This is a genomic window from Marinobacter sp. CP1, assembly GCF_001266795.1.
GTDB lineage: Bacteria > Pseudomonadota > Gammaproteobacteria > Pseudomonadales > Oleiphilaceae > Marinobacter > Marinobacter flavimaris.
In genome coordinates this window covers 2,697,944-2,716,472 of the sequence record NZ_CP011929.1, presented here as the reverse complement: position 1 = coordinate 2,716,472, position 18,529 = coordinate 2,697,944, and the positions used below count along the sequence as shown (strand labels likewise).

The following is an 18,529-nucleotide window of genomic DNA, read 5'->3' as shown; positions in this document are numbered from 1 at the left end:
TCCGGCTTCGACTAAAAGAGAGGGCCTGTTACCGGTTTGCAGGAGTGTATCACACCGCAGCCCCTGCCATACTGTAGGCGGTCGGCCCTATAATAGCGGTCGAACGGTCAGGCAGCCCGCTCCAATTTGGCTCACTGGCCGGCTACCCGCTTCATTTTGGTGCACAACTTTGCGCCATTCTGGTACGCGGATATCGTAGCCTGTTGTTTTAAATATATTTTTTTGCGTTGGCATACCCGATGCTAAAGCTCTCGTACGCAATCCGCACGATTGGTGTGCGAGGTGGCAGCATCCCGAGCTCAACAACCGGCCGACGGGCCCTCACTGTTGAGACGGCTTTACCAAGGAGAAAGCAATGAAACTTGTGACAGCGATCATCAAGCCTTTCAAATTGGACGATGTCCGTGAGGCATTATCCGAGATTGGCGTTCAAGGCGTAACCGTCACTGAAGTCAAAGGCTTCGGTCGGCAAAAAGGCCACACAGAACTCTATCGTGGCGCGGAATACGTGGTGGATTTCCTGCCCAAGGTGAAGGTGGAAGTTGCTATCGGCGACAACCTTCTGGACCAAGTTATCGAGTCCATCACCAAGGCGGCCAACACCGGCAAGATCGGTGACGGCAAGATCTTCGTGACTGAACTGGCTCAAGCCATCCGGATCCGGACTGGCGAAACCGGCGAAGAAGCGGTCTGAACCAGCTCTGATTTTTCGATCAGCCAACGCAAAAAAATTTATAACCTGAAAAGCCTCGTGCGGAGGGCTTCATATGGAAAGCAATCTTAATCACATTTTTGAACTCCAGTATGCGCTGGATACCTTTTACTTCCTGATTTGCGGTGCCCTGGTCATGTGGATGGCCGCTGGCTTTGCCATGCTGGAAGCCGGCCTGGTGCGTGCCAAGAACACCACTGAAATCCTGACCAAGAACGTGGCCCTGTTTGCGGTCGCCTGTACCATGTACCTGATTGTCGGCTACGACATCATGTACGACGGCGGTATCTTCCTGAGCGGTGTAACAACCGTTGCCGAGATGGACGACGCAGCGATCGCGGGCGTTATTGCAGCCTCCACTGAAGCCGGCTTCGGCGACATGGGCGAATACAGTGGCGCTTCTGACTTCTTCTTCCAGGTTGTTTTCGTTGCAACCGCCATGTCCATCGTTTCCGGCGCCGTGGCTGAGCGCATGAAGCTCTGGGCCTTCCTGGCTTTCGCCATCGTTATGTGTGGCTTCATCTACCCGATGCAGGGTTCCTGGACCTGGAACGGCGACGCGGTATTCGGCATGTACGAGCTGAGCTACAGCGACTACGCCGGTTCCGGTATCGTTCACATGGCAGGCGCAGCAGCGGCCCTGGCAGGCGTTCTTCTCCTCGGTGCCCGTAAAGGCAAGTACGGCGCCAAAGGCGAAATCCGTGCCTTCCCGGGCGCCAACCTGCCCCTGGCAACGCTTGGTACCTTCATCCTCTGGATGGGCTGGTTCGGCTTTAACGGCGGCTCCACCCTGAAGCTGGGTGGCATCGGTGTCGCCAACGAAGTTGCCAACGTGTTCCTGAACACCAACGCAGCTGCAGCCGGTGGCCTGATTGCCGCCCTGATCGTGGCACGCCTGATGTTCGGCAAAGCGGACCTGACCATGGCCCTGAACGGTGCCCTGGCTGGCCTGGTTGCCATCACTGCAGAGCCGGCGGATCCTTCTCCCCTGCTGGCCACCATCATCGGCGCCATTGGCGGCACCCTGGTTGTCTTCTCCATCGTAACCATGGACAAGCTGCGCATTGACGACCCGGTCGGTGCCATCTCTGTCCACGGCGTGGTGGGTATCTGGGGTATCTTCGCGGTTCTCCTGTCCGACGCAGACGCTACCTTCATGGGTCAGCTGGTCGGCATGCTCACCATCTTCATCTGGGTGTTCGTCACCAGCCTGATCGTCTGGGGCATCCTGAAAGCCGTCATGGGCATCAGGGTTTCCGAGGAAGACGAGTACGAAGGTGTGGATCTGTCCGAGTGCGGCATGGAAGCCTATCCGGAGTTTGTCAGCGGCAAGCAGTAATCGTTGACACGAGCAACGAAAAAGGGCGCCATCTGGCGCCCTTTTTTTGTCTGCTTTGTCTGCCCGCTTTCCCCTTAACCTTCTTCCGGACGGACCTCATCTTCCAGTGCATCCACCATGAACTGGGGCATCGCCAGGGCACCGTGATGAACCCCGGAATTATAGTATCGGGTCACGAACGGCCGGTTGTTGGCATCTTCCTCGCGGAAGTATTTGATCGGGTTTTCCTTGCTGGCCATGGTGCAGCTCCACCAGCCGGTGGGGTAGACCGGTTGCGGGAATGGCATGGTCTGCACATGCTCGAATCCGGCCTTACGCATGTCCTCGTGAATGCCCTTGATGATGCTGTCGGTGTGCAGCAGCGGTGATTCGCTCTGCTGGACAATAATGCCGCCTTCTCGAAGCGCCAACATGGCATCCCGGTAAAAATCCAGGGCAAACAGGCCTTCGGCCGGGCCGACAGGATCGGTGCTGTCGATAATAATGAGGTCGACACTGTTCGGCTCAATGTCCCGCATCCACTGGATACCATCTCCGAAGAAGAAATTGGCGCGCGGGTCACTGTTCGCTTCGCAAAGCTCCGGAAAATATTTTTCCGACATGCGGGTTACCCGCTCGTCGATTTCCACCTGCCAGGCTTCCTCAACGCCCGGATGCTTGAGCACCTCTTTCAGGGTGCCACAGTCACCGCCGCCGACAATCACCACCTTTTTGGGGTCCCGGTGGGTGAACAGGGCCGGATGGGTCATCATTTCGTGGTACAGGAAGTTATCGCGGGTGGTCAGCATCACGCAGCCGTCCAGAACCATCAGGTTGCCGAAGGTCTCGGTCTCGTAGATCTCCAGTTTCTGGAACGGTGTCTGCTCCTCGTGGAGCTTCTTTTTCACCTGAAGGGAGAACGCTGTCCCCTGATCCTGGAATACCTCGGTAAACCAGCCGTCATTGAGTGCTGTCATGTCTTGCCTCCCGATGTGGGCCATGGGCTGTGTTAAAAGGGCGTATTGTAGGGACGCCTTACCGTGAGCTAAAGCGATAATCGCGGCAACCGGCCAGATATTTTCCCTGCCCGGTTCTTTTAGCCCGTGGCGGGAATCCATACAATGTCGGCCAGAAGCCGGCTGCCGAACAATTCCCTGCCGGCCAGTGTTTCCTGACAGGATAGCAAGCATGAGCGAAGCCAGCGCCACCCCGGCCCACAAGGTTTACAACATTGCCCACTGGAGCGATGGCTACATAGGTGTCAACGACCAGGGACAGGTACTGATTCGTCCGGATCGGGGCCAGAGCCCGGCACGGATCAACCTGCCGGAGCTGACCCGAACACTGACCGACTCCGGGATTCAGTTGCCGGTGCTGGTGCGCTTCGTTGATATCCTCCACGACCGCGTCAACAAACTGTGCAATGCCTTCAACAAGGTCGCAGAAGAACATGCCTACCAGGGCCGTTACACAGCGGTCTACCCGATCAAGGTCAACCAGCAACGCCGCGTGGTCGAGGAACTGCTGGCCGCCGAGCCCGCTGCCTCTAAAGGGCAGATAGGCCTCGAAGCAGGCAGCAAGCCGGAATTGATGGCGGTGCTGGCGATGTCACAGCAACCGGGATCGGTGATCGTCTGCAACGGCTACAAAGACCGGGAGTACATCCGCCTGGCCCTGATCGGCCAGACCCTGGGTCACCGGGTGTTCATCGTGGTGGAGAAAAAATCCGAACTGCCACTTATCCTGGAGGAGGCAAAAAGCCTGGGCGTTTCGCCCCTGATCGGCGTGCGGGCGCGTCTGGCAACCATCGGCAAGGGCAACTGGCAGAACACAGGTGGTGAAAAGTCGAAATTCGGACTGTCTGCCAGCCAGGTCCTGGATGTCGTCGACACCCTGCGCGAGGCGGGTGCCCTGGACACCCTGCAACTTTTGCACTTCCATCTTGGCTCCCAGATTGCCAACATCCGTGACATCCAGACCGGTCTCCGGGAATGTGCCCGCTTCTACAGTGAACTGCGCCAGATGGGCGCTCCGGTGGGCACGGTGGATATCGGCGGCGGCCTGGGTGTGGACTACGAGGGCACCCGCTCCCGCAGCAGCTGCTCCATGAACTACAGCGTTTACGAATACGCCTATAACGTGGTGCATGTTCTGCAGGCGGAGTGTGATCGCCACGGCATTCCCCACCCGGACCTGATCAGCGAATCCGGCCGGGCCCTGACCGCCCACCATTCGGTGCTGGTAACCAACGTGATCGACCGCGAAGCACCGGAAAACCGGACGCCGGAACAACCAGACGATAACGCCTCCGCGCCACTGCACGACCTCTGGCGCGATCTCGACAGCCTGCAGGATACCAACACGCCGCGTTCATTGGCCGAGATCTACCACGACGTCCTGCATGCCATGGCCGACGTCCATGCGCAGTTTGCCCACGGCGTGCTCTCTCTGCAGGAACGGGCAGATGCGGAGACGCTGTACACCCGCTGTTGCCGCCTGCTTCGCAATCAGTTGGACAGCAGCAACCGGGCCCACCGGGAAATCATCGACGAGCTCAATGAGAAACTGGCCGAGAAGCTGTTTGTGAATTTCTCCCTGTTCCAGTCACTGCCGGATGTCTGGGGCATCGACCAGATCTTCCCGGTGATGCCGATCAACGGCCTGGACCGGCCGCTGAACCGCCGCGCCGTCATCCAGGACATCACCTGCGATTCGGACGGACGAATCGATCGTTACGTGGATGGCCAGGGCACCGAGACCACCCTGCCTCTACCTGAAGAAAAGACCGGCGAACCGCTGCTGATGGGTTTTTTCATGACCGGTGCCTATCAGGAAATTCTGGGGGACATGCACAACCTGTTCGGCGACACTCATTCCGTGGATGTCCGCTTGACGGCAGAAGGTGGCTACGAGATCAGCGACCCCATCACCGGCGATACCGTAGCCAAGGTGTTGCGCTATGTGAACTTTGAACCGGATGCCCTGGTGGAGGCCTACCGACGCAAGTTCGCCGCCTCCACCCTGGCGCCGGAGACCCAGTCAGCGCTGCTGGCGGAGCTGGCCGCCGGTCTTGATGGCTACACCTACCTGGAAGAATAGCCAGAGTCAGGGTTTCTGGTGCGTCCGACGCCAGGCGCTGGGCGAGAGGCCTTCCCATTTTCGGAAGGCCCGGCCAAAGTTGGAAGGGTCGCTGTAGCCGAGGGCGTCGGCAATCTCGTCGATGGTCAGCTCATTGCGCCGCAGCAGCTCCAACGCTCGGCGGTGGCGCAGGGAATCCTGCAACTGCTGGAAACGGACCCCTTCCGCTGCCAGCTGCCTGCGTAGTGTCCTCGTGGATATTTGCAGGTGCTCGGCCACGTCTTCCAGAGCCGGCAAGCGTTGACTCCGTCCCGTCTCAAGCAGGCGCATCACCCTGTCGGCTACCGATGTTGCTCCTTCGATAAATCGCATTTCCTCTTCGCACTGGGCCTCGGCAATCCGGCGTGTCACCGGATTCGACAGGGACATGGGCGAGTCCAGAAACACCCGCCTGAACCTTAACTGGTTCACACCGCTGCCAAACGAGATCTGACTGCCAAACAGCTGCCGATAGGCTGAGACATCTCCGGGCTCCGGAAAGTCTAAGAGGCAGCGGCCGCCGTCCAGGAGTCGTTGACCGAACAGTAAAAGGTTTACATCCATCAACGACGCCATCACCACGTCAACATTGAAACGGTATAGCTCCTCGATTCCGTGGGCCAGATCCAGCTGGATGACCGCCTCACGATCCTCCACGAAAAAAGACAGCCTCATGTAAACAAAACGGATCTGGAAATACTTGATCAACACGGTGAGCGCCTGCTCCAGGGTGTCGCAACTGATGGCAGCCTGGGCGAGGGAACCGTGGGTGGTAAACTTCAGTCGTTTGCCGAACTCCAGCCCCAGGGCAGGATCACCGCTTTGCGCCAGGCTTTCCCGACACAGGGCGCTGAACTGATCAACCGTGATGAAGTTGTCCGGGTGTCCAAGCATGGACGGACGGATTCCGGCGGCCGACAGCAACCGCCCACGCTGCAGGCCCCGATCCTCCGCCAACTGGCAGAGGATATCCGCATAGTGCGCCCGGATAACGGGCAAATTTCCGGAAATGCCGGGTGCATTCATGGGGATGGTTTTCTTCCGGTCTCGGTTTATTGCTCAGACTAGACCGCTCGGGCTGTTCCGGCAATTACCGGCGAGACGACCGGCAACCGTCTCTGGCGCCAGCTTTTTTGCATTTTTTTCGGACCGGCAGATCCAACGCGTAAACCACTCCGTAAATCTTGCGACTGACAAAACCGGGACGAGTGCATAGAATGATGACCAGAACAAGCTCAAATCATGCGACTGTCAAGGAGCGTCCGGTGACCACACTGGATCAGAAGCCAGCCAGTTCCGAGGGCCGAAAGGACCCGTGGAGCCAGATGCTGCAGAAAGTGGGCAAGCACCAGGATCGCGAGGCGTACCACGCGCTGTTCGAGCATTTTGGCCCGCAAATCAAGTACTACGCCATGGCGAACGGTCTGGCGAGTCATGCGGAAGAGCTCGTGCAGGAAGTATTCGTGTCGATCTGGAGACGCTCATGCCTCTACGACTGGCGCAAGGCGGCGGCATCAACCTGGATTTTCACCATCGCCCGGAACCAGCGAATCGATATGCTGAGAAAGATGCAGCGTACCAGTGCTGAAATGCCGGTCGAGACAGAAGACCTTTGGCAGATTCCGGGTGAGAACGAAAACGAGCCGGTCACTTCTTTGCACCGTCTCATGTCCGAACGGCGAATCAGGGAATCCCTGAGTCATCTGCCGGAAGAACAGATTACGGTCATTGCCAAAGTGTACATGGAAAACAAGTCGCACCAGATGGTTGCGGACGAGTTGGACATTCCTCTTGGCACCGTGAAAAGCCGGGTTCGCCTGGCATTGAATAAACTGAAAGTGATTTTGCAGGACCAGAACGTATGACACGGCACCATCCCGACAGCCTGAGCCTGATGGAGTACAGCGCAGGTAACCTGAGCGAGCCCCATGCCCTGTGCATCAAGCTCCACCTGGACAAGTGTTCCCACTGCCGCAGCCGTGTGGACACGCTTGATAGCCTTGGGGCTGTGATGATGGAGCAGCAGCCAAAGGTGACTGTCTCTGAAAGCATGTTCGACAGCATTCTTTCAAAGATCGACAGCGAGCCGGCAGCTGAGCCGGCAGCAGCGGCTGCCCCGAGGGTCAGCGCCCTGCAGAAGCTACTGGGTGAAGATCTCAACAGCTTGCCGTGGAAGCGCCAGCTGGGTGATGTGAGCGTCCTGGACATCACCGACCGGTTCCCCGGTCAGAAAGAACAGGTTGTACTCCAGAAACTCGCTGCCGGCGGCAAAGCGCCTGCCCACACGCATCGCGGCGAGGAAACGACCATCGTCCTTCAGGGTGCGTTTGCAGACCAGAAAGGGGTGTTTAACCAGTGGGATTTCGTGGTCCTGAACGATGAGGACGAACACAAGCCCGTAGCGGTTGGTTGCGAGGACTGTATAACACTCTCCGTGTTGAGTGCTCCGGTGAAGCTCACGGGCACCTTTACCCGGATGCTCAATCCCTTTATTCGGTAACCTTCCGCCGAATGACGGACACGAAAAAGGGGCGATGGAAATCGCCCCTTTTTTGTAGCCGACACCAGGGTTGCCCGAACTACCAGGGCAGCTCTGTACCATCCCAGCTCAGAAACTTTCCGTTATCGTCTTCCCCCAGTCCATCGAGCACCTCCAGAAGGTTGGTAGCCGTCTCCTCTGGAGTATGCACGTTAAGCTTGGCGAGAGATTGGCTGAACGGTTCGCTCAACGCCGACTCAGTGGTGCCCGGATGCAACGAAACACAAGCTATCGGTTTGCATCGCCGGGGTAATTCGATGGACAGGTTACGCACCAGCATGTTGAGCGCCGCCTTGGAGCTCCGGTAGGCATACCAGCCGCCAAACCCGTTGTCGGTTATCGAGCCAACCTTGGCGGAAATAGCCACCACCCGTTTGAATGCCCGATGTCGCAGCCATGGCAATAGCGCCTGGGTCAGCAATCCGAAACCGGTTGCGTTGACAGCAAACGCACGCGCCATACTCTGCGGATCGAGGTCTTCAAGGCGCTTCTCCGGGAACATATCCGGCCCGTGAAGCAGCCCCGCGGCATAAATAAAGCTATCAATCCCATCCTCCCTGTTTAGCAGCGATTCCAGTGCCTCGGCAATCGCACCGGGCGCGGCACTGCTTTCGGCATCCCAGGGCAGCAAAGTGATGCGCTGATGGCTGCGCAAAGCGTCCGGCGCATTCTCCGGATCACGGCACAACCCGATCACCCTGGTTTGGGAATCACGCTCAAGCAACCGGCTTGCCAAAGCGCCACCGATTGCGCCGGAAACCCCGGCTATCAACACTTGTTTCATTTGATACCTCCTTGGTTCAGGAGGACATACGAAAATTCTATCGTCCAGACTGCCAAAACGGTGAACCAGCGCATTAAAACGGGCGTATGAAACCAGTGTTCAAATTATCTTCGGGTCGCTGCCGAATGCTGCAGCGCTCCCGTTAAAACGGCGCACCTAGGAGAGTATCCATGCAATACCAGGCTCCGGCGAATGACCTTCGCTTTCTGTTGTTTGATGTATTGGGCGCAGACCGGCTGCATGAGCTGGAAAAATACGCCGATGCCACCCCGGATCTGATTTCCGCGGTCATCGATGAGGCTGGCAAACTGGCTGCCGAGGTTATCCAGCCCACCAACCAGGCCGGCGACCGCGAGGGCTGCACCTACGATCCTGAAACCCACTCTGTGAAAACACCCGAGTGTTTCAAGGACGCCTACAAGAAGTTTGTCGAGGGCGGCTGGACCGCGCTGGACGCACCCCTTGAATACGGCGGCCAGGGCCTGCCACACACCCTGAAGTTTGTGGTGGATGAAATGGTCTGCTCCACCAACCTGTCTCTGGGCATGTACCCCGGCCTGACTCACGGCGCCATTAGCGCCCTGCATGCCCACGGCTCCGACGAACTGAAAAAGACCTACCTGGAAAAGCTGATTTCCGGTGAGTGGACCGGCACCATGTGCCTGACCGAGCCCCAGTGCGGCACCGACCTGGGCCTGATTCGCACCCGCGCAACACCGAACGACGACGGCAGCTACGCCCTCGAAGGCACCAAGATCTGGATCACCGGTGGAGAGCACGATCTGGTGGACAACATCGTGCATCTGGTTCTGGCCAAGCTGCCCGGCGCGCCGGATACCACCAAGGGCATTTCCCTGTTTGTGGTACCCAAGTTCCTGCCGGAATCCGGGGAGCGAAACCCGGCCTTCTGTGGCGGCCTTGAGCACAAAATGGGCATCAAGGGTTCTGCAACCTGCGTCATGAACTTCGAGGGCGCCAAAGGCTGGCTTGTCGGCGAGCCGAACGATGGTATGCGTGCCATGTTCACCATGATGAACGAGGCGCGCCTGATGGTTGGTATGCAGGGCCTGGGCCTGGCCGAAATGGCCTACCAGGAAAGCCTCGGCTTTGCCCGTGAGCGCCTGCAGAGCCGTTCACTGAGCGGCCCGAAGAACCCCGATGGTCCCGCAGACCCGATCATCGTGCATCCGGATGTACGCCGAATGCTGATGCGCCAGAAAGTTCTGAACGAGGGCATGCGTGCTCTGGCCCTGTTTGCTGGCCACCAACTGGATCTCTCTGTCGCCCATCCAGACGAGACCGTTCGGGAATCCGCGGACGATCTGGTTCAACTGCTTACCCCGGTGGTGAAGTCGTTCCTGACAGACGAAGGCTTCAACAACGCCAACACCGGGCTGCAGGTACTGGGTGGCTCGGGCTTCACCACCGACTGGCCGCTGGAGCAGCTGGTTCGTGACGGCCGGATCGCCAGGATCTACGAGGGCACCAACGGCATTCAGGCCATGGACCTCGTGGGCCGCAAGCTGAGTCTGAAAGGCGGCCAGCTGGTGCGCACCCTCTTTGGCACCCTGAGCGGATATCTGAAGGACAATCCGGAAGCGCCGCACCGTGAAGAGCTGAAAAACGCCATGAAGGCGCTTGAGACAGCCACCATGTGGCTGGCCAGCAACGCACCGAAAGATCCGGAGCAGGCGGGCGCCGCCGCGACACCGTATCTGCGCCTGATGGCGCTGACGGTCATCGGTTACCTCTGGTCCAGGATGGCAAACGTTGCCAACGAACAGCTTGCCGCCGGCGAAGGCAACAAGCCCCTGCTCGAGAGCAAGGTTGTCTCTGCCCGCTTCTACTTTGAAAGGCTGCTTCCGGAAGTCGACTGGCTGCTGGGTGACATTCAGAGTGGCAAGGACAGCCTGATGGCGTTCTCGGACGACCACTGGGCCGCGTGATCCGCTATCCGGCCAGTGCTCCCAGGGCCTGGCCGGAAATGACCGATCAATGACAGCTTGTGACCTTCAGGTGAATGCACTGGCCATTGATAATGATCACGTTGATTAGTGTCTCTGAACTAGTCCCGCCCAGCTCCCCGTCGGACTGGGCACTTTGAAAGCCACGCCCTGCTTCTGTATAGTACATAGAACTGTGTAATTTTGATAAAAACCCCCTTAACTGGGGGTTTCTTTTTCCTGAAGACTGCACTATATGTATAGTAAATAATGTGTAATATGTGTAGGATTCAAGAATGTTTGCAACGAAGGTTACAGCCAAGGTAGTTCAGGACAAAAGTGGAGTGGCCACAGAGATCCCGGTCATTCTGACCGACCAAGGGGTTCTGGGGTCAGTCACAGATTATGTGCTTAGCCTTCACCTAAATGGCACCTCGCTTTCAACCATCACCAACCATATTCAGTCGATTAGACTCCTCATCGAGTTCATGGATGCCAACGAAGGCATGTTCCATGAACCCGAAGAGTTGTTCGCGGGCTTTGTCCGTCGGCTCTACAGCGGCACCATCGGTGAAGATGGATTAGACCCCTCTGGTCTTTATTGGATACCGGCCAGCACTGGCACGATAAATCGTCACATCGGCAATCTGACGAACTTCACCAATTGGCTCTCAGACAAAGGTCTGGCCAAGCCTCTTAATACCTTGCGCACGGCCACTCGACATGAGGAGCGCATCCAGTATGCCGCTTGGTTTAGGCGCAACCAGAACGATTTCCTCGGACACATTAAAGACACCTCGGTTAATACCACGGTAAAGAGAGCCCGCAGCATCAAGGGCAGAACACCTCTGGCAAAAACCAATGACGATGCCATCGCCTTCCCTACGGGAAAGTTTGAAGACTTCTACATGAAAGGCTTGGGAGGAGCCAAAGACCCGGGAGTTGCGCTGCGGGACAAGCTTATCGTGCTCCTGATGCACGCGGCCGGATTGAGGCGTAGCGAAGCACTGTTGCTTTGGGTCACAGATGTCTTTGAAGACCCCTCCGATCCGGATCGGGCAATCGTGAGGATCTACAACGAGATAGAAGGTATGGCACCTGAAGGATGGAAGTCCCGAAAAGGGATACAAACCCGCAAGGCGTACCTACAAGAAAAGTACTCACGCATACCGCGCCAGGAGATGCAAAACACCCAGGTTCTCGGCTGGAAATCCAAAACCCTAGACCACAAGGATGGTTACCTGGAGGCGTATTTCTTCCCGCAAGAGTTTGCCCGGGTATTCATGTCGCTGTGGCGACAGTATTTGGTTTTCCGAGCATCGGTGGAGTGCCATCACCCCTATGCGTTTATCAACTTCGATTCTCGGTATCTGGGCAACCCCTATACCTACAATTCCTTCAACCAAAACTATGCGGCTGGGTTAAGACGAATTGGTCTCGAACCCGACAAGACCGTAGGGTTAGACCCTCATGGCCATCGCCACAACTATGGCCGTCGATTGACGGATGCTGGGGTCGATCCGCTAATTCGCAAAAAGTGCCTGCACCACGCAAGCCTGGAGTCTCAGGTTCCTTACACCATGCCCTCCAGCGTGAAAGTCTCAGAAGCGCTGTCCCAAGCAACACAACAACTTCAGTTGGGATCGGATAAAGAAAAGACCCCCGCTTCTTTCGACTGGAAGACGTTGGCAGAACACGGCTTTGAAGACCTCGATCCAAACGGCCACTTCACCGGCAAGAATCCACGGTTAGGGAAACGATAACATGAGCAAGAAATCAGGAAGGAAAGGCTACACCACGGATCTGACGCTGGGGTGGGTGACTGAGGAACTGGGGCAAGACTGGCTGCAATGGCAGCAGTACGCCGTTGAATGGCTAAAAACGCAAGACAAAGCCGTAAGAGTGTATTTGGATGGTATCAGAAAGTTTCTTCTTTACCTGAACGCGAAGGCCCCGTATGCCGCTGACGTGGCCACAATGTTCAAGGGCCATCCGAGCGGCCACAAAGTATCCAGTGAAGAGTTTGAGGCCTTTCTGACTAGCGGTGGAGTGAATACAGAGGTCTATAAGTTCATTTCGTGCACGGTCGAATTCTGCGACTACATCCTCAACCACCATCTGATCGCCGAGGACGATAACGGCGTCGAGCGGCCCCTGTTCTCTAATCCGTTCGATAAAATCAAGAGAGATATATCAAACACCGAAACCGCCCACAGCCCGTTACCGTATCGCTATATCCAGCAAGCCAGGCACATTCTTTGCCCCTATCCAACCGATGACCCCGGCAATAAAACGCCATGGGTCGGGTTTCATTTCCGGGACTGGCGGTGGGCTATCGATCATCTTCAGGATGGCAATAAGGCGTGGATGGAAGTACATCCGGAGGTCATTGATCCCGATGATCCGGATTGCATTGCCCGTAAACGGATTGTGAACAGGAACAATAAGAAAGTTGAGATCCATGAGGTCTGGTCGCCTGTGATGGCGATGTTTCTATTTACTAAGCTCCATCTGCCCCTTCGTTCTTACCAGGTGCGGCTTCTAGACTCCGGTGAAGGCGATACCTGGCGCTACGAGCGCGGTCATTGGGTCGAGAACATCAAGCATCCATTCAGGTACGGAACCCCGAAACGCCCCTATCAGAAAGGCGTCTTCCGGCGCATTTATGACTCGATGACGGAGAGTTATGCCACCGGGCTGTATGTCTCGACCAACAAAACCGCCGACCAAAACAAAGACGAGCCTCAGCGCGGCTACACCATCCCCTGGCAGCACGAAGAACTGCTGTATTGGCTGGAAAAACTCCGCAACTGGCAAGAGAAATACAACCCGATTAACCGGTTGATCGGTGGTACAGAGCTTTCGCGTCGCGATCTTGGCGCAACCAAATCCAAGAAGCAATTAGCAGAAATGGGCGAGTTTGCCCTTTTGTTTCGGGACCGAAATTCTGCGTTCCCGATTGGCCACGTTTCTTTTGCTAATCCTTGGTATCGACTGTTGTCGAAACTGGAAGAAGAACTGTTCCAGTCAGGCCTGAGGATGAAGGATGGTGACCGTCTCCGGTTTGTGAAAGACTACGACGAGGACTACGAGGGTCAAGAATCATCCAAGGTGGCAACGGAATACCCGCTTCACAGCCTTCGAGTGTCGTTGATTACTTGCTACACCATGGACACCGATCTGCCGTTGCCGGTGATCTCCAAGCTACTGGCCGGTCATACCCGGCTGTTGATGACGATCTATTACAACAAGATCACGCCCTCGGTGATGGCCGAAAAAATGAGCGAGGCCGACTCCGCCCTAGTTGAACGCGGGGAAACGTCCCTGAAGAACTTTCTTGAGGACGCAGAGATGAGGCAGATCCAGCTTCGCACTGCGTCGCTCGGTGATACATACAACTCTGTCGAAGCCGTGCTGGCGAACCGGAATCCGATTGGCTGGGAAGAGCGGGCCACCGGTCTATGCCTGGTCGGCGGCAACTCCGTGCGTTCGGATGAACTGTCCACCGTTGGCGGCTGCTGGAACGGCGGCCCCCTCATTAAAGATGCTGCGTCGGCACACTCAAGGGTTTATGGCCCGGTACCCCATGGCCCTGAAAACTGCCCCCGCTGTCGCTGGCACATCACCGATGCGACCTACCTGCCAGCTCTGAATTCCAAGTTCAATCAAGTCAGCTACAAAGCGCACCAGGCGGCTGAACTGGCCGTCGAGATTGAAGGCCAATTAGAGGCTCTGAAGGATGAGATGTTCATCGCCGAAGAAGAAGATAAACCGTTTCTCAAGCACAGCGAACTTCAGGCGCTGGAGCGTCGGTACGAGAAGCAGCGCGTGGAGGCAGATGCGTACGCCAAAGACTACATCGCCATCTTCAATCTGATCAACAAAGTGGTACAGATCGAGAATGGGCGAACTGAGGGGGATGACAGTCAAAAGCTGATTGCCGTGGGATCTGCGGAAGACCTCAATGTCAGCATGAAATTCATCGAAACCGACTCGGAATTGCTTCACCTGTCCTTGCTCTGCGAGGACGCTGAATTCTACCCCGACCTTCAGGACGACCTGCGCAAGACGCCTGCGATTGCCAAGCGCACCAATGCCTTGAGCCGAATGATGGCCCGCTCCGGGTACAAGCCCGTCTTTCTGGAAATGGACGAAAACACACAGTTGATCGTGGGTAATGCGCTCGTTCGAAAGATGGCTAAGATCGCGGACCCAGACGACAGGATGGAAGGCTACCGAATCGCAACAAATTACATCGAAGCGCAAGAGTACCTGGAGAACGATGGGCTGCTGAAATCCGGATTTGAGGCAGTCAAACAAATCACCCCGATCACGCTGTCGTCAGGCGCTCTGAAGCGGATTCCGGCCTTGGAGGTGTCCGAATGAACATCGATGTTGATGCGATTCTGGACACCCTAAAAGACCGCAAGACCGCGAAGACGAAGGCATCTCTGGATAAGCTCCACGAAACGTTGAGCGCCTACTTCGACTCCGGTGCTCGGGACTTTTCCATCACCACCATTGGGCGCGTATCCGAGGAAGATGGCGGTGTGGGCTATCAGTCGATTCGTGCCACCGCGAATAAGCATTATCGGGATCTGGTCGAAGCGTGGGCCGCCAAGGCAAAGACCACCACGAAGAAGCCACCGGTGGGGCCACCCAAGAGAATGAGCCAGGACCACCAACTGCTGGAGCGCATTGATGACGCGGCGGTGCGTGCGCTGTTCGGACAGATCATTCGGGAGCGGGATCGCTACAGAAGCGAAGCGAACATGCTCAAGAGCACAACCGAGATCGTGATTGATAAGCGTCCCACGACCTATGTGGAGCCCCAGTCTGAAGCCAGCGTGGAGCTGCTGCCCTCGTTAAAGGGGATCTGTTCGGAAAACGAGATCAAGGCGTTGCAAACCGTCTGCACCGAGGAATGGTTGGAGAAACTCGGATTTAGAGCGAACGCACTGGGCCAAGTGAAAGATGAGCTGGGTACGGAAATCCTGCCTCGCGGCTTCCTGACCGGGCTCAAGAAGATCCTGGGGGAAATGGATGAGTAATGGTCAGGAAAGAGCACGTCAGAACCTGAGTGCCTTCCAGAGCTGGGCGGCCACCCAGACGGATGATGATTTTAAGCAGATCATCTTTCGGGGCCAGTTAAACCGTGGCGAAATGGCCAAAGCCATAGGCGTCGGAAAGAGCGCGTTGCGCCAGAACCCGGCCATTAAAACGGCACTGGAGAATCTGGAGCAGAGCTTGCGTGATCGGGGTGTTCTGCCAGAACTGACCGAAACTGCCCAGGCCCAGCGATCAGAACCGAAGCGCTATGATCCCAGCGTTAACCAAAGAGCCAGGGAATCGAGAAGGCTCTCAGTGCTGGAGCAGGAGAACATTGAGCTAAAGGCCCGGGTGGCAACCCTCGAAGCCAAGCTAAAACGTTACGGTGAACTGTCCGAAGTCCTCACAGAGTTCGGAGTCGCGCCCGATGCGTGAAGAGTATTTCCGTGTCACCAGCTGCCAGCATAGCGGCTATAAATACACGATCTTCACGGGCATTCCCCTTAAAGCCGACAGTTACAAAATCAATTCGGGCAAATACATCGTCAGCATCCGATGCGAAGACCAGTCCCTGCCTATCAAGCCGTCCGTTGGCCAGCAATGGCGGGTGCGTGGTGTGAGGACGCTGGAGAACGTTCAGGCAGGCGATTATGAGCTTCAGCAGCATTTGTATGACGCCCCAGCTGAGATGGAGTGCACGCTGCCGGAAACGGGTGAGACGCTGATCCGCTTTATTGCCAATGAAAAGGAGTTCACCGGTATCGGTGAGGCCAAAGCACGAGCCCTCTGGGACGCTTTTGGCAGCGATCTGCACCCCATGCTCCAGTCCGACACCTCCGAGCACAGAGGCCGTCTCAGCGAGGTTCTCAGCGAGGTTTCGGTAGCCGCGCTATACAAGGGCTACGCCAAGTACAAAAACCTTGCGCATGCGAACTGGCTGGCTTCTCTGGGAGTGCCGCTGAGCATTCAGCAACGCATCCTGAAATACCACGATAATCGCACCGTTGAGATACTCAAGAGCAATCCTTACGCATTGCTCGGATTCGGGATGTCTTTTCCCGATATCGATGCCATCGCTGAACAGATGGGCATGGAGAAATCGGCACCGGTGCGGCTCACCGCTGCTTTAGAAAGCGCGATACGAAAAGAGGTAGAAAAGGGGCACACCTACGCCTCCCATCAGGCGCTCAGGCCCGAGGTGATCAAGCTTCTGGGCGATAAAGCCCTGGTCGCAGAGGCGTTCGCCAGCGGTTATCGCAACGGCCAGTTCATTCTCAGGCCAGAAACCGGCACCTACCATCCTACCGCACAAATCATGATGGAGTCGGTCGTTGCCAAGCGGCTCAAGGCCTTGGCCGCCATCAAGGATGAAGATGGATCCGTCTTCAAGGCGCTCACCGAAGCCGTTCAGGAGTTGCCCTACGACCTGACTGAGCAGCAGCTCCGAGCGATCGAGTCGAGCCTGACAAATTCGGTGTCCTGCATCACGGGTGGTGCCGGTACGGGTAAAACCACGGTCCTTCGTACCGTGCTCAAAGCCTATGCCGCACTAGGCTATAAGGTTCATGCCGTCGCTCTGTCGGGGCGAGCAGCCATGCGACTGCACGAAAGCATCGGATTCTTCACCATGACAATTGCTCGCCTGTTGCGGGAAGAGCCGATCTCGCCGTCACTAGAACAGGCGCAGCATCTCCTGGTCATCGACGAAGCCAGTATGATCGACCTGCCGACCATGTATCGGATCGTAACGCACCTCGATCCTTCGGTACGCATCATCCTGACCGGCGATCCGAACCAGCTACCAGCCATCGGCTGTGGCAAAGTGCTCTCAGACATCGTTGAATCCGGCGCAATCGCTACAGTTGAGTTGAACATCGTCAAACGCCAAGAAGGCTCAACGGGCATCCCGGAATACTCGGCGACCATCAATCGGGGCGAGGTGCCTCCATCGCTATCGGTTGGCGCAATCACGTTCCACGAGACGCCTCCGCAGCAGGTGGTCGATAAGTGCAAATCCTTGTACGCGGAGTCACCCTATAACACCCAGATCATCGGAGCCACCAAGGTTCTCGTTGGGGAGGTGAACCGTCAGTGCCAAAGGCTGATCAATCCGGATGGGGAGCGCTTGCAGTTTAGACTGCATGGCGATGAATTCTTCCTCGATATGAGAGTGGGCGACCCGATCCTCTTCACCAGGAACAACTACACCATCGGCATTCAGAATGGGTCTCTTGGCACCTTATCCTCAACAGAGCGCGACACTCAGGATGGCCAGGAAACCTTTGGTGTCGTGACCCTGGATACCGGCGAAGACATTTCAATTACGGATGAAGTCTTCGATTGCATGGAGCTTGGCTACGGAATCACGCTCCATAAGGCTCAAGGAAGCCAGTTCCCGAGAATCATCGTGGCAGTCCAGAAGGGGCGAATCTCAGACCGTGCGTGGCTCTACACGGCGATTACCCGTGCCGAGGCAGAGATACACATTGTCGGGCAGGCTAGTGATTTTGCGTCCATCGTAAAATCGGTAAGCAATGCCACCAGGCGGGCGAGCTTCTTGAGGGAGTTGCTGGAAGAGAGGGATTCGGGGTTAGCCATTAATGGCACGCCCCCGCATCGCCGGTCGCGGCCATCGGGACCTCTCCCTGTACCGCAACTTTATCTTAAACGATCATCGCTGGTCGTCAAATACCTCAGGTTCAGCTCAGTTGTTTAGTTAAACAAAAGTGAACATTCGCGTCGACCCGCACCAGCCCCAGAAAATCAAACAAACTTACTTTCCGCCGAAGCCCGATTTTTGCAACTACGGGCGCACCCAGTGCGGGGAATAAGGGTTAATGATGAAAATTACTCAGTGAATAACGGTTAGTTCTAAGGGGAGCAGGTCACAGTGGCACTTTAACCAAATCCGCGATTTACTATACGAGAAGATCTTTTCGTTGCCATCGCACAAGTAAGGTAAAAAGTGGTCTATACAGTTGGTGTGACCGGAGCGGCTGAGGGGATTTAGGGCAAGCCGGGGTTCTGCAATGAATCGATCTCTAAAGCGATTGTGAGCATTCGTATT

14 protein-coding genes are annotated in these 18,529 nt (G+C 56.5%); 11 read left to right on the top strand and 3 right to left on the bottom strand.

The features are described 5' to 3' along the window. Nucleotides 1-355: 355 nt before the first annotated feature. Together glnK and ACP86_RS12500 are read left to right on the top strand one after the other, a co-directional pair. A complete protein-coding gene (glnK, locus tag ACP86_RS12505) occupies nucleotides 356-694 on the top strand; it encodes a P-II family nitrogen regulator (RefSeq protein ID WP_008173268.1) in 339 nt (112 codons plus the stop codon). A 73-nt stretch (nucleotides 695-767) separates the two neighbouring features. After that, nucleotides 768-2,051 (top strand): ammonium transporter, encoded by a 1,284-nt coding sequence (locus ACP86_RS12500; protein WP_008173267.1) that lies wholly within the window; start codon nucleotides 768-770, stop codon nucleotides 2,049-2,051. A 74-nt stretch (nucleotides 2,052-2,125) separates the two neighbouring features. Here the strand turns inward: ACP86_RS12500 and speE are convergent, their stop codons facing one another. Next, nucleotides 2,126-3,007, bottom strand: a complete 882-nt coding sequence (speE, locus tag ACP86_RS12495) for a polyamine aminopropyltransferase (RefSeq protein WP_008173265.1) — start codon at nucleotides 3,005-3,007, stop codon at nucleotides 2,126-2,128. Nucleotides 3,008-3,218: 211 nt separating this feature from the next. Here speE and speA point away from each other — a divergent pair, with 211 nt between their 5' ends. After that, nucleotides 3,219-5,129 carry a biosynthetic arginine decarboxylase gene (gene speA, locus ACP86_RS12490; RefSeq protein WP_053114204.1) on the top strand — a complete coding sequence of 637 codons (1,911 nt, stop codon included), beginning with the start codon at nucleotides 3,219-3,221 and terminating at the stop codon, nucleotides 5,127-5,129. Between the two features lie 6 nt (nucleotides 5,130-5,135). Here speA and ACP86_RS12485 read toward each other — a convergent pair whose 3' ends face one another. After that, nucleotides 5,136-6,173 carry an AraC family transcriptional regulator gene (locus ACP86_RS12485; RefSeq protein WP_053114202.1) on the bottom strand — a complete coding sequence of 346 codons (1,038 nt, stop codon included), beginning with the start codon at nucleotides 6,171-6,173 and terminating at the stop codon, nucleotides 5,136-5,138. Between the two features lie 239 nt (nucleotides 6,174-6,412). On the opposite strand from ACP86_RS12485, the gene ACP86_RS12480 reads away from it, so the two are divergent. Both ACP86_RS12480 and ACP86_RS12475 read left to right on the top strand, forming a co-directional pair. Next, nucleotides 6,413-7,012, top strand: a complete 600-nt coding sequence (locus ACP86_RS12480; protein ID WP_053114200.1) for a sigma-70 family RNA polymerase sigma factor — start codon at nucleotides 6,413-6,415, stop codon at nucleotides 7,010-7,012. Beyond that, the gene (locus ACP86_RS12475) at nucleotides 7,009-7,647 is read left to right on the top strand and encodes a ChrR family anti-sigma-E factor (protein WP_053114198.1); all 639 of its coding nucleotides are present in this window, start codon (nucleotides 7,009-7,011) and stop codon (nucleotides 7,645-7,647) included. Before ACP86_RS12480 ends, ACP86_RS12475 begins: the two co-directional genes overlap by 4 nt. Before the next feature lie 79 nt (nucleotides 7,648-7,726). On the opposite strand, the gene ACP86_RS12470 is transcribed toward ACP86_RS12475, so the two are convergent. Continuing rightward, nucleotides 7,727-8,470, bottom strand: coding sequence for an SDR family oxidoreductase (locus tag ACP86_RS12470; RefSeq protein ID WP_053114195.1), 744 nt, complete (start codon nucleotides 8,468-8,470; stop codon nucleotides 7,727-7,729). A gap of 170 nt (nucleotides 8,471-8,640) precedes the next feature. On the opposite strand from ACP86_RS12470, the gene ACP86_RS12465 reads away from it, so the two are divergent. The 6 genes from ACP86_RS12465 (at nucleotide 8,641) to ACP86_RS12440 (ending at nucleotide 18,178) form a co-directional block, all read left to right on the top strand. Continuing rightward, entirely contained in the window at nucleotides 8,641-10,416 is a 1,776-nt protein-coding gene (locus ACP86_RS12465; RefSeq protein ID WP_053114193.1) for an acyl-CoA dehydrogenase C-terminal domain-containing protein, read from the top strand. Nucleotides 10,417-10,709: 293 nt separating this feature from the next. Continuing rightward, nucleotides 10,710-12,176, top strand: a complete 1,467-nt coding sequence (gene gmtY / locus ACP86_RS12460) for a gamma-mobile-trio recombinase GmtY (protein ID WP_053114191.1) — start codon at nucleotides 10,710-10,712, stop codon at nucleotides 12,174-12,176. A 1-nt stretch (nucleotide 12,177) separates the two neighbouring features. Continuing rightward, the gene (locus ACP86_RS12455; RefSeq protein ID WP_053114189.1) at nucleotides 12,178-14,799 is read left to right on the top strand and encodes a VPA1269 family protein; all 2,622 of its coding nucleotides are present in this window, start codon (nucleotides 12,178-12,180) and stop codon (nucleotides 14,797-14,799) included. Beyond that, the gene (gene gmtX, locus ACP86_RS12450; RefSeq protein ID WP_053114187.1) at nucleotides 14,796-15,464 is read left to right on the top strand and encodes a gamma-mobile-trio protein GmtX; all 669 of its coding nucleotides are present in this window, start codon (nucleotides 14,796-14,798) and stop codon (nucleotides 15,462-15,464) included. Before ACP86_RS12455 ends, gmtX begins: the two co-directional genes overlap by 4 nt. Next, nucleotides 15,457-15,897 (top strand): VPA1267 family protein, encoded by a 441-nt coding sequence (locus tag ACP86_RS12445; RefSeq protein ID WP_053114184.1) that lies wholly within the window; start codon nucleotides 15,457-15,459, stop codon nucleotides 15,895-15,897. Before gmtX ends, ACP86_RS12445 begins: the two co-directional genes overlap by 8 nt. Beyond that, entirely contained in the window at nucleotides 15,890-18,178 is a 2,289-nt protein-coding gene (locus ACP86_RS12440; protein ID WP_227507712.1) for an AAA family ATPase, read from the top strand. Before ACP86_RS12445 ends, ACP86_RS12440 begins: the two co-directional genes overlap by 8 nt. Nucleotides 18,179-18,529 lie beyond the last annotated feature (351 nt).